16 protein-coding genes are annotated in these 13,424 nt (G+C 64.6%); 7 read left to right on the forward strand and 9 right to left on the reverse strand.

What is annotated here, in order from left to right:
- Nucleotides 1-133: 133 nt before the first annotated feature.
- From G6N58_RS15415 to G6N58_RS15445, 7 genes are all read right to left on the reverse strand, one after another.
- Entirely contained in the window at nucleotides 134-499 is a 366-nt protein-coding gene (locus G6N58_RS15415; RefSeq protein WP_068915507.1) for a PASTA domain-containing protein, read from the reverse strand.
- A 277-nt stretch (nucleotides 500-776) separates the two neighbouring features.
- Nucleotides 777-1,007 (reverse strand): PASTA domain-containing protein, encoded by a 231-nt coding sequence (locus tag G6N58_RS31225; protein ID WP_353961420.1) that lies wholly within the window; start codon nucleotides 1,005-1,007, stop codon nucleotides 777-779.
- A 255-nt stretch (nucleotides 1,008-1,262) separates the two neighbouring features.
- Nucleotides 1,263-2,690: an amidase gene (locus G6N58_RS15425; RefSeq protein ID WP_115278124.1), complete on the reverse strand. Its 1,428-nt coding sequence runs from the start codon at nucleotides 2,688-2,690 to the stop codon at nucleotides 1,263-1,265.
- Nucleotides 2,687-3,778, reverse strand: a complete 1,092-nt coding sequence (locus G6N58_RS15430; RefSeq protein ID WP_115278123.1) for a pyridoxal phosphate-dependent aminotransferase — start codon at nucleotides 3,776-3,778, stop codon at nucleotides 2,687-2,689. Before G6N58_RS15430 ends, G6N58_RS15425 begins: the two co-directional genes overlap by 4 nt.
- Entirely contained in the window at nucleotides 3,775-4,746 is a 972-nt protein-coding gene (locus G6N58_RS15435) for a 2,5-dihydroxypyridine 5,6-dioxygenase NicX family protein (protein ID WP_115278122.1), read from the reverse strand. Before G6N58_RS15435 ends, G6N58_RS15430 begins: the two co-directional genes overlap by 4 nt.
- A 7-nt stretch (nucleotides 4,747-4,753) precedes the next feature.
- Entirely contained in the window at nucleotides 4,754-5,743 is a 990-nt protein-coding gene (locus tag G6N58_RS15440; RefSeq protein WP_115278121.1) for an LLM class flavin-dependent oxidoreductase, read from the reverse strand.
- 29 nt (nucleotides 5,744-5,772) lie between these two features.
- Nucleotides 5,773-6,978: a M20 family metallopeptidase gene (locus G6N58_RS15445; RefSeq protein ID WP_115278120.1), complete on the reverse strand. Its 1,206-nt coding sequence runs from the start codon at nucleotides 6,976-6,978 to the stop codon at nucleotides 5,773-5,775.
- A gap of 219 nt (nucleotides 6,979-7,197) precedes the next feature.
- Here G6N58_RS15445 and G6N58_RS15450 point away from each other — a divergent pair, with 219 nt between their 5' ends.
- The 6 genes from G6N58_RS15450 (at nucleotide 7,198) to G6N58_RS15475 (ending at nucleotide 11,439) form a co-directional block, all read left to right on the forward strand.
- The gene (locus tag G6N58_RS15450) at nucleotides 7,198-8,307 is read left to right on the forward strand and encodes an ABC transporter substrate-binding protein (RefSeq protein ID WP_147289312.1); all 1,110 of its coding nucleotides are present in this window, start codon (nucleotides 7,198-7,200) and stop codon (nucleotides 8,305-8,307) included.
- Between the two features lie 67 nt (nucleotides 8,308-8,374).
- Nucleotides 8,375-9,109 carry an ABC transporter ATP-binding protein gene (locus G6N58_RS15455; RefSeq protein ID WP_163908181.1) on the forward strand — a complete coding sequence of 245 codons (735 nt, stop codon included), beginning with the start codon at nucleotides 8,375-8,377 and terminating at the stop codon, nucleotides 9,107-9,109.
- Nucleotides 9,110-9,222: 113 nt separating this feature from the next.
- Nucleotides 9,223-9,975 (forward strand): ABC transporter permease, encoded by a 753-nt coding sequence (locus tag G6N58_RS15460; RefSeq protein WP_163908183.1) that lies wholly within the window; start codon nucleotides 9,223-9,225, stop codon nucleotides 9,973-9,975.
- An 82-nt stretch (nucleotides 9,976-10,057) separates the two neighbouring features.
- The gene (locus G6N58_RS15465) at nucleotides 10,058-10,708 is read left to right on the forward strand and encodes a GntR family transcriptional regulator (protein WP_163908185.1); all 651 of its coding nucleotides are present in this window, start codon (nucleotides 10,058-10,060) and stop codon (nucleotides 10,706-10,708) included.
- Nucleotides 10,709-10,806: 98 nt separating this feature from the next.
- Nucleotides 10,807-11,103 (forward strand): protein UsfY, encoded by a 297-nt coding sequence (gene usfY / locus G6N58_RS15470; RefSeq protein WP_068915508.1) that lies wholly within the window; start codon nucleotides 10,807-10,809, stop codon nucleotides 11,101-11,103.
- 117 nt (nucleotides 11,104-11,220) lie between these two features.
- Nucleotides 11,221-11,439: a hypothetical protein gene (locus tag G6N58_RS15475; protein WP_068915509.1), complete on the forward strand. Its 219-nt coding sequence runs from the start codon at nucleotides 11,221-11,223 to the stop codon at nucleotides 11,437-11,439.
- 9 nt (nucleotides 11,440-11,448) lie between these two features.
- On the opposite strand, the gene G6N58_RS15480 is transcribed toward G6N58_RS15475, so the two are convergent.
- Nucleotides 11,449-11,781, reverse strand: a complete 333-nt coding sequence (locus tag G6N58_RS15480; RefSeq protein WP_115278115.1) for a GNAT family N-acetyltransferase — start codon at nucleotides 11,779-11,781, stop codon at nucleotides 11,449-11,451.
- Entirely contained in the window at nucleotides 11,778-12,764 is a 987-nt protein-coding gene (locus G6N58_RS15485) for a pirin family protein (RefSeq protein ID WP_115278114.1), read from the reverse strand. Before G6N58_RS15485 ends, G6N58_RS15480 begins: the two co-directional genes overlap by 4 nt.
- Before the next feature lie 87 nt (nucleotides 12,765-12,851).
- Between G6N58_RS15485 and G6N58_RS15490 the strand changes: the two genes are divergently transcribed.
- Nucleotides 12,852-13,307, forward strand: coding sequence for a carboxymuconolactone decarboxylase family protein (locus G6N58_RS15490; protein WP_068915512.1), 456 nt, complete (start codon nucleotides 12,852-12,854; stop codon nucleotides 13,305-13,307).
- Nucleotides 13,308-13,424 lie beyond the last annotated feature (117 nt).

The following is a 13,424-nucleotide window of genomic DNA, read 5'->3' on the forward strand; positions in this document are numbered from 1 at the left end:
CGGGAATTGACGCAGCCGCTAGTCCCTACACTCTAGTCGGAAACCGGGCTGGTGCAAGGCCTACGAAAAGCGCCAGCCGACAGAAACTTTCATGAAGTTTGCCGCCACGGCTGCACCGGAACCAGAGTGCCTGCTAGTTACAGGCGTCGGCCACCATGGGGTCGTAGATGTTGCGGGCGGCGTCGAACTCCCGCACCACGCCGAAATCGACTTCCTGGGCGCTGCGAATCATTTTTCCCGCCTTCGGCTTCTGGTCGCACACCAGCCAGTCGGTGAGGCTGAGCTGACGCTGCTTCATGCCGGTGATGTTGTGCGACTCGAGGTCGAGCGGCATGCCCGCGGCCGCCGCAGTCACAGCGTCTTCGGCTTCCTGCAAATTCATTCCCTCGATAGAGGGCATTTTGAATCCCTGTGCCGCCGCCTGCGCGGGGCCCGCGACACCGACGGCGGCCGACAGCAGCGCCATGGTGCTGGCGGCGATAACGATGTGCTTTTTCATGATGGACAGCCTTCCACTGGGTGACGTGTGACGCAGCTATCTCGAATGCCCAGGTAATCAACCGGTTCAAGAGTGGCTCAGCTGCATTCGCGGACCGCCACAGCAACGTGGCGTCAACGATGTGCAGAGGTTGCCAATCGAGTAGCTGTGAACGCCAGACCTGACAGCTGTGAACGCTCTGTCCGGTGGCTGTGGGACCCTATTCCCGCATCCAGTCACCTCGCGGCACCTTCACAGGAATGGGTACTACATGCGCTGCGGCCTCAGCGAGAAAGGTTTAGCAGGGGTTCCAGGGGCGCTCGACCCGTAACGTCACGCGAGTCCGGGCAGGATTGAAGCTTCTGCCGGCCGCAGGCGACTGGCGACAGACCTGCCAACTGCCGGGGCTGAGAATCTGAGTGGGCTCCCCGTCCACAGGGGCGACTGTGAACCGGAACTGAGTGTCGGGGGACAGCGCCTGCACCGTATCCAGGGCCTTTGCCAGAGTTATCCCCGTCACCGACGGCATGCTGACAGTCGTAGCCGGTTGAGCTGACGTGGTAGGAGCCGGTTCGGCGGCGGCGGTGGTTGCTGAGCCCAACTGCGCAGGCAGCAGCACTGCGGCGGCAGCCACGATGGCGGCGGCATGCTTCTTCAACGATTGGTCCTCCCCTTGAGTCGGAACCAACCTAACCCACCGGTTGTATCAACACGATTGCCACAGCCCACCGAGACCGGACTGTTATGAAGCGCGCAGGTCATCGGCGCATTGATTTCCGTCTCATCAGCGTTGGCTCGGCGCAGCTGAAAACATCGTGTTCGTCGAGAGATTCAGGACGGCGGCGCACCGGGCGGCGAAAGCCAGTACCTGCAGGTCTGCGGACCAGGGCCCGACGATTTGCATGCCCACCGGGAGGCCGTTCGAGGACAGTCCGATCGGAATTGAGATGGCCGGCTGCCCGGAGATGTTGAACGCGTAGGTGTACGGGGTCCACGTCGTCCAGGGCAAGGCTGCCTCACGCTGACCGCCTTCGGGCACCTCAGCCTCGGCCGCAAACGCCGTCAACGGCAGCGTGGGCATCAGAAGGAGATCCCACGTGTCGAACAGACTGAAGGCCCACTCGTTGAAGGCTCTGCGCTGTTGCATGATCGTGAAAAACCCCGGCAGCGAATAGTCCCCGGCCAGGTCGGCGAGGCGGGCGAGCGCGGGGTCCATTACTTCGCGGTGAGTGCGCACCGTGTCGGCGAAGCCGATGCCGCGCCCGGTCACCCACAAAGCGTCGAAGATCTCTCTGGGCGCGGCGCGGTCGAGCGAGGTCTCGGTCATATCGGCGAGTTGTGCGCCCGCCAATGCCGCGACCGCTGAATCGAACACATCAGCCACCGCGGCGTCCGGTGTGACACCAAAAGGCGTGGGTATCACGGCGACGCGCAGCGGCGATGATGTGGCTGGAAGGGGCGCGGAAAACGACGATTGCGGGTCGCGGGAATCCGGCCCGCGTGTGATCCCGAATACGCACTGAGCGTCTTCGACGCTACGGGTCAACGGCCCTGCATGCGAGAGGTTCTCGTTGACGGTGCCCGGCCACACTGGAATCGCGCCCAGGGTTGGCTTGAAACCCACCGCGCCACAGAACGACGCCGGGATGCGGATGGATCCGCCGGCGTCGGTCCCAGTGGCGATGGGGACCGCTCCGGACGCGACGGTGGCACCCGACCCCGCGCTCGAACCACCGGTGTTGCACTCGGTGTTCCACGGGTTGCGCGTGACGCCGGTGCGGGGAGAATTACCGACTGCCTTCCACCCGAACTCAGGAGTGGTGGTGCGACCGACGATTACCGTGCCTGCGTTCTCGAGTCGAGACACCATCGGTGACGACACGGGTGCTGGGTCGTCGCTCGTGGTCAACGACCCTTTCCAGCACGGCTCGCCGGCAATGTACATGTTGTCCTTGGCAGCGATCGGGACTCCGTGCAGTGGGCCGCGGACGCGTCCCCCACGCACTTCGGTTTCGCGTTGCGCCGCCACTGCCAGTGCGCGCTCCGGCATCAGCGCGGCGTAGGCGTTCAGGCGCGGCTCCTCTCGGCGCGCAATCGCCAGAGCGCACTCGGCGAGCTGCACCGGGGACAGTTCTCCGGCGGCGACCCGCCGCCCCAGCGACACCCCGCTGGAGGCTGTGTATTCGTCCAGGCTGATCTCGCTGAAGGTCATCGCAGCGCCACCGTTCGCCAGGCCTTGCAGAAGGTGTCCGCCCAGGCGGGCGGCACAGAGGTACTTATCTTCACGAACCGTTCTCCGAACATCGGGGACTGATAGGTCCCGGGCCGGATGAAAACCCCGGTTTGGGCGAGGATCTGGTCACACAGGTCATCGGAGGTCCATCCGGTATCGGTGAGGTCGACGGCCAGGAAGTTGCCCTGAGACCGGGGCACCACCACCGAGCCCACGCCCGAGTCTGCGACCATGGCCTCGACGGTGTCGAGGTTGCGACGATTGACCTCACGCACCAGCGTCAACCAACGGTCCCGGACTCGCAGCCCCGCGATGGCCGCTCGTTGCGCCTGGATCCCTGCACCCAGAGGATTCGCCGGAACGGCCATCACCTCCGCGAGCAGCTCCGGTGACGCCACCACCGCGCCGACGCGGAGTCCCGCCAGCCCCAACCACTTCGAGAAGCTGTAGGTGGTGAAGGTGCGCTCCGGGTAGAGCGTTGCCGCCAAGGTGTGTGCGTCGGCGAAGTGGCGGTAGGTGGCGTCGTGAATCAGGTACGAGTCGGATGCCCGGGCCACCTCCACGATGTCGGCGAGTTCTTTGGCGGTGTAGGAACTGCCGAGCGGGTTCAGTGGGTCGATCAGGTAGATCAACGAGCATGGTTCGATCACGGTGGCGATCTGTGCGGCGGTCAGCAGCGCGCGGGGTTGCTCGAACACCGGGAGCGTGGTCACCTGCACGCCGCCCAGGCCGACGAACCGGGCCGGCCACGGCCATCCTGGGTCACTGGTGATCAGCCGGGAGATTCGCGGCGCCAGAGTCATACAGAGGTGGTGCAAGCCGGCTACCGCACCGTCGAGCACCCACGCGTCGAATCCGGGCAACTCCAGATCAGCCACGATGAGTTCACGTAGTTCGGTGAATCCCGCCGAGGGGGCGTATACCTGGAACTCGTGCCTGCGGGTGCTCTCGGCCAGCGCGGCCAGCACCTCGGGGGCTGGCTCCAGGTGGGTGGTGTTCTGACCCATCCAGATCACATCGTCCCGGCCGAGCAGCTCCTCGAACGACGGCAATGCCGGGCTGGTCATGTGACGACCCTTCCTTCGACGACTCGGGGCACACCATCGAAATAGACAGTGGCGCTCCGCATTACGCAGTCCAGATGGGCGACGGCCGCCACGGTGCCGCCGTAGGCGATTGAATTGCCGAAAGCGATGTGGGCGCTGCCGAGGGAGGACTCGGTCTCCATCGCCACACCGCAGACCGAGCCCTGCGGGTTGAGCCCGATCGACACCTCGGCCAGGTTGGCCATCCGCGGATCGCCGCAACGCGCCATCATCTCGGTCAGCCGGTCGGCCTCGTCGCCCTCGGTGGCGGTCAGAAGGCCGTCGCTCAGGTGCAGCACCGACAGAGCTGTGCAGGGGCCGGGTCCCATGAAGAGGTAGTCAGCGTCTATCACCACGACCCCGGAGGAGGAGGCCTCCACCGGAGCGGTGCCGGACTCGATGTCCGGCGGTGCCATGTAGGTGCCGGGATCGCGGGCGATTCCTGTGAGCGAGCGGCCTTTTCGTCCTCGGATTGATCCAGAGAGGTCGGTACCGGCAGGCGTGGTGATGCGGTAGGTGTCGGCGGTATCCCAGAGTGCGGCGATGGTCCGGGTGGTGGCGGACAAAGCGTCGAAGTCGACGTCGTAGGGGCCGCCGAGGCGGAAGGTCTCGGCGGTGACGCCCGGCATGGCCAGGTAGCGCCGGCCGGCGTCGGTGGCGTGTCTGCGGGCCTGGTTGGAACCGATGAACACCGAAGTGAGTTCTATGGCGGCGTCGGCGTCCAGCAGTGCCTGTGCCGCCTCGGTCGTCGGCTCCGAGCCCGGGATGTCGTAGCGGGGCGCGATCACCACCCGGGACCTGGCGTTGCGTTGATCGAGTCCGACGGCCAGCCCGGCGATGACGGCGGGGTCGGTGCCCTCATCGACCAGCAGTACCACGGTTTCATCGCTGCGGACACCCAAGCAGGTATCGAGAACCCGGGCGACGGTGCGGTCTGGGAGTGCGCGCATCGCCAAGCTACTCGGCCGCTGTCTCGGCGAGCGCCCTCACCGTGGCCAGGCGGGATTCAACAGTGTCGGTGGTCGGGAACGCAGCAAAGCAATCAATGTCCAACTCCGCCATGGTCTTCAGGTGCTCGCGTACCACCGATTTGTCCCCGCACAATGACATCCGTCGGACGAAACTGTCTGGTAGGAGCCCCGCCGCGGACTTGGCTTCCTGGAACTCTCCGCCGCCGTAGGACGATTTCACCCTCTGCGCGATGTCGTCCGGCAGCCCGGCGAGGCGGCAGTACTCCGGGGCGGTCTGCGGGAACCATGCGGCGATGCTGCGGCCGGCTTCCAGCGCGTATTCCTCGTCATCGCTGACGGCTCCGTAGCCGAACACGGTGATGGACGGGCGCTTGTCGCGACCGGCCTTCTCGGCGCCGCGTTCGATGTGGCTGAGGGCGTATTGCAGACCGTCGGGGTGCAGACCGGCCAGCAGGATGATGCCGTCCGCGATGCGCCCGGCCATCTCGAGGGTCCTGGGGCCGCTGGCGGAGACGTAGAGGGGGATCTGTGCAGGGGTGCCATGCCGGACGTGGGCGTGGTCGAGGCTGAAGCCGTGGGCGTCCCACGAGACCTCTTCACCCGACCAGAGTCGCCGGGTGGCGGTGATGGCATCCTCCAACACCGCCAGCTTTGCTGGTTTGTGGCCCAGGGCGAGCAGCGGGCGGTCACCGGCGCCGATGCCGTAGCGGAACCGCCCGTGGGAGATCTCCTTTTGGGTCAGGGCGGCGACGGCCCCGACTGCCGGATGCCGGGTGACCGGGTTGGTGACCGCTGTGCCGATGGACATGGTGGTGCTGTTCAGTGCCGCCAGGGTGGCGAAGGAGTAGCAGCACTTGGCGTGTAGTGACGAGTCGGTGAGCCAGAGTTGATCGACGCCCCAGCCTTCCATCTCGCTGACGATGCCGCCGAATTCATCTGCGGTGTAAACGGGTTGGAGAGCAGCTCCCACAAGCATGATGTTGTCCTTATCTCGGTGTCTGGTAATCAGGCTCCGGCGCCCAGGCTCAGGGCAGCGAACACGGCGTAGGCGCGGGTGGCTTCCACGATCTCGTCCACTGTCAGGTGTTCGTTGGCAGCGTAAGCGCTTTCGGCGCCCGGGCCGAAGATGATCGTGGGTACCTTATGCCCGACGCTGGAGGTGTCGCCCAGCCAGTTGCCCACCGATACCGGTGATTGGTGTCCACGTACCGATGCGAGCGCGCGGATCATCGTGGTGGCCACCTCGTCATCGCGACTGACGAGGTAACCGTCTTTGACGTCGACGAGTTCGACGTCGGCCTTGAACCGGGGATCGCGCATTGCGGCGGCCGCCAGGCAGCGGTCGATCTCGGCGCGAACCTCTTCGATGGTGACGCCGGGCTGTGGGCGGCAGTCAACCCGGATGACGCACTCGTCCGGGATCATCGACGGCCCGCCCGGCGGCAGCCCGCCGTACACGCGGCCGGGCGCCATGAAGGTCTCCGGGCCGAACAAATCGAGTACCCACTCTTCGAGCTGCGGCTCCAGCTTCGACGCATCGAGCTCGATGATGGCGTGTGCAGCAAGGAGATTGGCATTGATCGCGGCTGGCTTGTGGCAGGTGTGCGCGCTGAGGCCGCGCACCGTGATGTCGAAGTAGTACCGGCCGCGGTGGCCCAGGTAGATCTGGCTGCCCGAGCACTCGCCGAGCACAGCCAGGTCGGCGGGATGGTGAGCGAAGTACTCGATGGCGCCCAACTGGTCACCCATGTGATCGGCGACGCCGGCGAACGCCAGTCGTCCGTTGAGGGGAATTTTGCTGGCGCGCAGTGCTTCCATGGCAATCACCTGGCACACCAGGGCTGCTTTCATGTCCATGATGCCCTGGCCGTAGATCGAACCGTCGATCAGGGCACCCGAGAACGGTTCCGTGACCGTCCAGCCATGTGACGGTGGCTTGGTGTCGAGGTGGCCGGTCAGTACGACGGTCCGACCGCCGGTGCCGAAATCGAGGTGCCCGGTGGCGTTCGGGCGGTCGGGAAGGACCGGTTGCAGTGCCGCGCCATCGAAGCCGGAGGCGTGCATCATGTCTACGAGGTAGGCCGCAAAGGCGCCTTCATCGCCCAGGACGCTGGGAATCCGGCAGATTGCCTGCACGGTGGTGACGAGTCGATCGATGTCGATGTGCTCGTCGATGATGGCCAGAGTCTGTTCTTCGGATTCCGCGATCACGCCGTGTTCCTCCTTTATTAACGACAATATATGAGCAATGCCAGGTCGGGTCAAGCGGAACGGAGAAGCCGAAAAATCCGCTTTAGCAGCTTGTTTGGCAGGTAAGCGTGGACGTAACACAAGCTTTTCATGTACGAAACCACACGCACTCTGCCAGATTGAATACTATCGTCAAGATTCGAACCGCAAGGTCCACGTCACTTGGAGGAGTTCCCGAGCATGAACAAACACGTCTGGGCTGCCGTCAGTGCAGCCACCGCATCCGCTCTGGTCCTGGCCGGCTGTTCCTCCGGTTCCGGCTCGAGCCCGAGTTCGGAGAGCGCGACCGCAGCCGTCGACGGTGCCACGCCGGCGACGCTGATGCTGCCCTTCCCGCGGGGCATCTTCTGGACGCCGCTGATGGTGGCCGAGGAGCAGGGTTACTTCGCGGACCAAGGGCTCGACCTCAGCATCGAGGAGGCGGACGGATCGGGTTTCGTGACACAGCAATTGATCGCCGGTAACGTCGATTTCGGCTTCTCCGGCGCGGCCAGCGCTGTGGTGGCGGCTGAGACGGATCCCAACATCCGCATCCCGATGTGCTACCCGGCCAGCAACATCTTCATCATCGTCACACCCGAGGGCTCCGATGTGGCCTCAGTGGCAGACCTTCGTGGCAAGACTCTCGGCATCACCGAAGCGGGTGGTGGTGAGGAACCCATTGTCAACGCCGCGCTGGCCGAGTCCGGGCTGACGCCCAATGGTGATGTCACACTGCTACCCATCGGCGGAGCGGGCCCGCAGTCGCTGACGGCCCTACAGGACGGAACGGTTGACGCCTACGCCACCAGCTTCGCCGATCTGGCCACCTTTACCGCCGCGGGAAACAAGTTCACCGACATCACCCCCGAATCCCTGAACGTGATTCCGGGCGATTGTCTGGTGAGCACCGCCGCCGCACTGGAGGATCCGGCGAAACGGGAGATCGCAGTCAAGATCGCCCGCGCCTTCGCCATGGGCGCGGCATTCACTGACGCCAATCCCGAGGGCGCACTGGACATCGTGTGCAAGACGGTGCCCGAGGAGTGCACCGACATGAACTACGCCCAGGTGTACTTCGACGAGGTGCGGCGCTACGCGGGCAGCTACGACCCGGCCACACCGTACGGTGCGGTGAGCGCGGAAGGCTGGCAGACCACTGTCGACGTGCTGACCGACTCGGGTGTCATAAAGGGCTCAGCTGATCCCGTTGCGATGGGTTCCGGTGACGACATCACCAGCCTGCAGCAGGAGTACTCCGAGATCGACCTTCCCGCCGTGCAAGAACATGCGCAGCAGTATGCCCCGTGATTTCAGCCCGACCCGCGTCGCTGCTCGAGCCTCACAGGCCACTGGTTCGGCGATCCGGGTCGCCGGGGTGACCAAGGTCTACAACAGCGACAGTGGACCGGTGGCCGCGCTGGACCGTATCGATCTCGACATCGCCGAAGGCGAGTTCGTCTCGCTACTCGGGCCCAGCGGCTGCGGAAAGTCGACCCTGTTGCACATCGTCGCAGGCCTTACCGACGCGTCCTCTGGCAACGTCGACATCGCCGGTTCGCCCGCCAAGGCGGATCGCACCGATGTCTCGATCATGCTCCAGCGGCCGGTGTTGTTCCCGTGGAAGAACGTTCTGGAGAACGTGTTGCTGCCGGCCAAGGTGCAGAGACGGTCCCCGGCCGAGGCCAAGGACGCGGCCATGCACTTTCTGGAACTCACCGGGTTGGCCGATTTCGCCACCAAACAGGTGTGGGAACTGTCCGGCGGCATGAAGCAGCGGGTGAGTCTGGCCCGGGCGTTGGCCACCGACCCACCGGTACTGCTGATGGACGAACCGTTCTCGGCGCTCGACGAATTCACCAGGGAGCGTCTCAATGTGGAGCTCGCCCGGCTACATGACGAAAACGGTCGCACCACACTGTTCGTCACCCACAACATCGCCGAAGCGGTGTTCCTGTCAGACCGAATCGTCACCATGCGGCCGCGACCCGGTGGGGTGGTGGATGTCGTGGACATCGCGCTGCCCAGGCCGCGCACGACGGCGCAGGCCACCTCAGCGGCGTCCGCGGAGTTGGCGGTCAAAGTGCGCGACTCGATCAGCGCGTATCTGTAGATCCCGAGAACCCAAATGTGTAAGGAGCAGTTATGAGCTCGGCGCTCTCGTCGGAACCTGAAGCCACCGTACGCGAAGCGGACGCTCTGCCACGTCGGAGACGTGGATCGTCGATGTGGCGGTCTGTGTGGCCACCCACGGCGGTGATCCTGATGGTCCTCGCGATCTGGGAGGGCGTCGTCGGTTTCGGCATGGTGAACCCGATCATCCTGCCGCCCCCGTCGGCCATCGCCACCAGCCTGGCAGCGATGGTGACCGAACCCTTCTTCTGGGAGGCCGCACAAGCCACCATGACCGAGACGTTGGTCGGGTTTGTGATCGGCATCGTCACCGCCTGGGTGCTGGGCACGTTGCTCGGGATGTCGGATCTGGCCCGCCGTGCGCTGTACCCGATCGTTGTGGCGTTCCAGATCACTCCGCGCATCGCGTTCGCGCCGATCTTCCTGACCTGGTTCGGGTTCGGGCTCGAGTCGAAGATTGTGATGGCAGCAACCATCTGTTTCTTTCCGCTGCTACTCAATGTGTTGGTAGGCATGGAGACGGTGGACCGTGATGCCCGGACCCTGATGCGTTCATTCGGCGCCAGTCGCTGGCAGGAGTACCGGGAGCTGACCTTGCCTTCGTCACTGCCCCTGATCCTCGCAGGTATCAAGAATGCGGTGACGTTGGCATTGATCGGCGCCATCGTGGCCGAGTTCGTGGGTGCCTCCGTCGGAATGGGTGTGCTATCCAAGACGTTCAGTTTTCAGTTGGACGTCGCTTCCTCGTTCGCGGTGATCATCGCCCTGATGTTCTTCGGCCTGTTGCTCTACGGCCTTGTCGAATTGATCGACAAGAGGCTCGTGTATTGGCGCGATCGATCTTGATCCGAGCCCATCAACTATGATCACCGGTTCATCGGCCGTGTCACGGTCGCCAGTTCCTCAGGACACGAGCGCAGGGCTTTCGATGGATCTTCAGCAGGTCAAAGACCGTGTCTACTACCGGCTCCGTGAGGACCTCATCTCCCAGGAGATCCCGCCCGGCGCACCGCTCAAGGAGATCCCACTGTCCGAACGCTTCGGCGTGAGCAAAACCCCGATCCGGGAGGCTTTGGCGCGTCTCGAAAGTGACGGCCTCGTTGAGATCGCACCGTACCGCGGTGCCCGCGCCAAGTGGTACACCGCTCGTGACTTCGATCAGCTCTACGAGGCGCGGTTCGTCATTCAGGCTGAGTGCCTGCAGCGGATTACCGAGAATCCGACGTCCCCAGTGGCCGAGGAATTACGCCTGAACGTGCTGCGGTCCAAGGAACTGCTGGCCGCCGAGAAGTACGACGACCTGGTCGCCGAGATCGATCGCTTCGACGACATTCTGTTCAGCGCCATCGACAATGACGTGCTGCGTGAAGTGATCGATCGAATCGCCACCCATTTCCGCCGGATCGGTAAACACACCATGACCGAGGCCCGGTTTGTGTCGTCGGTGAATGAGCACGACCAGATTGTCAAAGCTGCCCGCGACGGGAACCAGAAGCGGGCGCGGGATCGGTTACTGAAGCACAGTGACCACACCAAGTCAGATCTATTGGCGATGCTTCAGTCCGGTCAGGCAAGCTGAACATTTCATCGAACCCGCGTTGGCGGCAACTGGGCGCATGTGACTCAAGTCACAGTGCGCGTACGATGGACTCATCTCTCAACGAGAGGAGAGGTGACATGAAGGGTGCGCACCACGACCCGGTGGACCACGTCCGAACCACCCAGCCACATGCGGGGGAGTCGTTCATCGACACCCTGTGGTGGCCGGGCCTCTTTCTCCTGGCTCTCGGCGTCATCGCCATCGCCGGTTTCGTCGCCGCGACGGCCTACAGCCGGGACGGTTGGCCGCTGATCCTCGGGCTGATCGCCGGTGCGCTGGTGACGGCAGGGGCGCTGTTGGTCACCATCGAGCATCAACGGGTCAAGAAAGTCGAGCAGCGCTGGATGGCCGAGCATCCTCGCAGCTCACACTGAACAACCCGACTTGCCGATCGGCTGCGCCACGAAACAATTTAGTCCGTCAACGTAACGTGGCGCCTGTCACAAAACTCGTTATGCTGTGATCCTCGCCATAAGGAAACGGGGATTGTCATGACCACTGCCCAGAACGTTCCGCTGGTCCCCGAAGCCGCGCTGCGGCCCGCCGGCAGCGGGCATGTGTCCGCCAAGGGTGTGCTGAGCGCGCTCTTGTTCGTCCTCGCCATGGGCGCCATCACCGCTGTGGTGGTGGCTGCACTCGCCGGCGAGACCACCGTGGCATTGATCATTGCGATCGTCACCGGGGCGGTGTTCGCGGCCCTGATCGTCTGAGCGGGTAGCTCAGCTCTTCAGCCACTGCATGATCTCGCGGGTCGGCCGGTCCACGATGTCGTCGAACTCGTGGTTCTTCTTGACGTAGGCCGAGACCAGCGGGCAGACCGGCACGATCCGTAACCCTTCAGCGCGAGTTGCCGTCAACGCTTCCCGCACCATCACCGTGGCGATCCCGCGGCCGCCGAAACTGTCGTCGACCTCGGTGTGGAAGAAAACCCGCTGACCGTCTTTGTCCCGGAAATCTGCCAGCCCCACCGCCTGCCCGTCCACGGCCACAGTGAACTTTCCGGGTTCCTTGGCGACAGCGAGGGCGGCTCCGGTCTTGTCGGTCAGTGTCATCGAACGTCCTTCCGGGTCGGCGGCTTCCGTGGTGTGAGGCGGGTGGTCGGCAGCGGCGGTGCGGGCAGCCAGTCCGGATCGCCCACGTAGCCCACCACGCTCCCAAAACGTGAGGACCGCTCCTGCCATTCCTGCCGGTATTCCACGATCTCCTCGTGGGTGCGGCCCACGAAGTTCCACCACATCAGCAGTTCCTCGGTGAACGGGGTGCCGCCGAGGATGATCGCGCGTGCGGGGGATTCGCCGGTGTTGACCATCGTCAACGACTCGCGTCCGACACCTTGGAAGGCGAGTTCGCCGACGGCGACGGGCTGCTCCGCGATCTGCAGCGAACCGGAATCCAGCAACACCCCGTGCTCGAAGTCGGTGTCCACCTCGATGGCAAGAGTTGATTGTGGCGGAAGATCGACCTGCGCGCCCAGCAGCGGAGTGAAGGTCGACACTGGGGAGCGTTGCCCTGCAAGTTCACCCAGAAATACCGTGATGGTGGCGTCGCCGCGTGAAACCGGTTGCGGGGCATAGTGATCGAACCGACGCTCGCTGTGGCGAAACTCGTCCGGGAGGGCTACCCACAGCTGAACCCCGTGCAGCACCATCGCCGCCGGCGTCGAGACCTCGGAGTGGCAGATTCCTGCACCGGCCGTCATCAGGTTGAGCTCACCGGGATGCACCAGCGCGTGCACGCCATTGCTGTCACGATGCTCGATCTCACCGGCGAACAGCCAACTCACCGTCTGCAGACCGGTGTGAGGGTGCGGGGGCACGTCCATGCCGGGCCGGTTCCTCACGTCGTCGGGGCCGTAATGGTCGGCGAAACACCAGGCGCCCACCAGGGAGCGCTGCCGCTGCGGCAGTGTCCGGCGCACGGTCATCGCCCGCGGGCCGCCCAGTGGCACGTCCCGGGGTGCCAGGATCTCCAGGCCGGGTAGCGGTGCGCGCGCGGAACAATCGATCTCGACCGGCGCGACTTCGGCGTTACTCATGTGCCGGGCTGCCGGTGGGGGTGGTTAACATCAACGCCACCTGATGACCCTACCCGCGGCAGCGCGGGGCGACGCTGAAAGCGGGCCATGGACGTAGCCCACGTGTTCATCGACAAAGCCGATCCGGCCGCCTATCGCGCGGCGATCGGCATGGCGTCCGCCGTCAGCGCTGCGGCCAAGGAACGGGGGCTCGCGCCGACGCTGGTCGAATTGATCAACGTCCGGGTGTCGCAGATCAACGGGTGCGCCACGTGCCTGGACGTGCACGCGCGCAAGGCAACTGCTGCGGGGGTGACGTCCCGGCAGCTGGCGACGGTGAGCCAGTGGCGGGAGACCGAACTGTTCGACGCGCGGGAGCAAGCGGCCCTGCGGCTGGCTGAGATCACCACGGCCCTGCCCGATCACGACACCGCCGAGCGCGAGTACGCACGGGCCCGCACCGCGCTGACTGACGATGAGGTCTCGGCTGCGGTGTGGGTTGCGATCGCCATCAATACGTTCAACCGAGTGTCGATTCTCAGCCGACACCCGGTACGCCCGTGATGTGGTGGCTAGGTCTACGTGCTGCGTCCAGCTACTCTCCCGTTGCGCCCTCGACACCCGAAAGTGCTTTGCTCGCCGTAGGCTGAGCGCCGAGACTTTTCCCAGAAGGAGACCACT

Origin of the sequence: Mycolicibacterium tokaiense (genome assembly GCF_010725885.1) — a bacterium.
Lineage (GTDB): Bacteria > Actinomycetota > Actinomycetes > Mycobacteriales > Mycobacteriaceae > Mycobacterium > Mycobacterium tokaiense.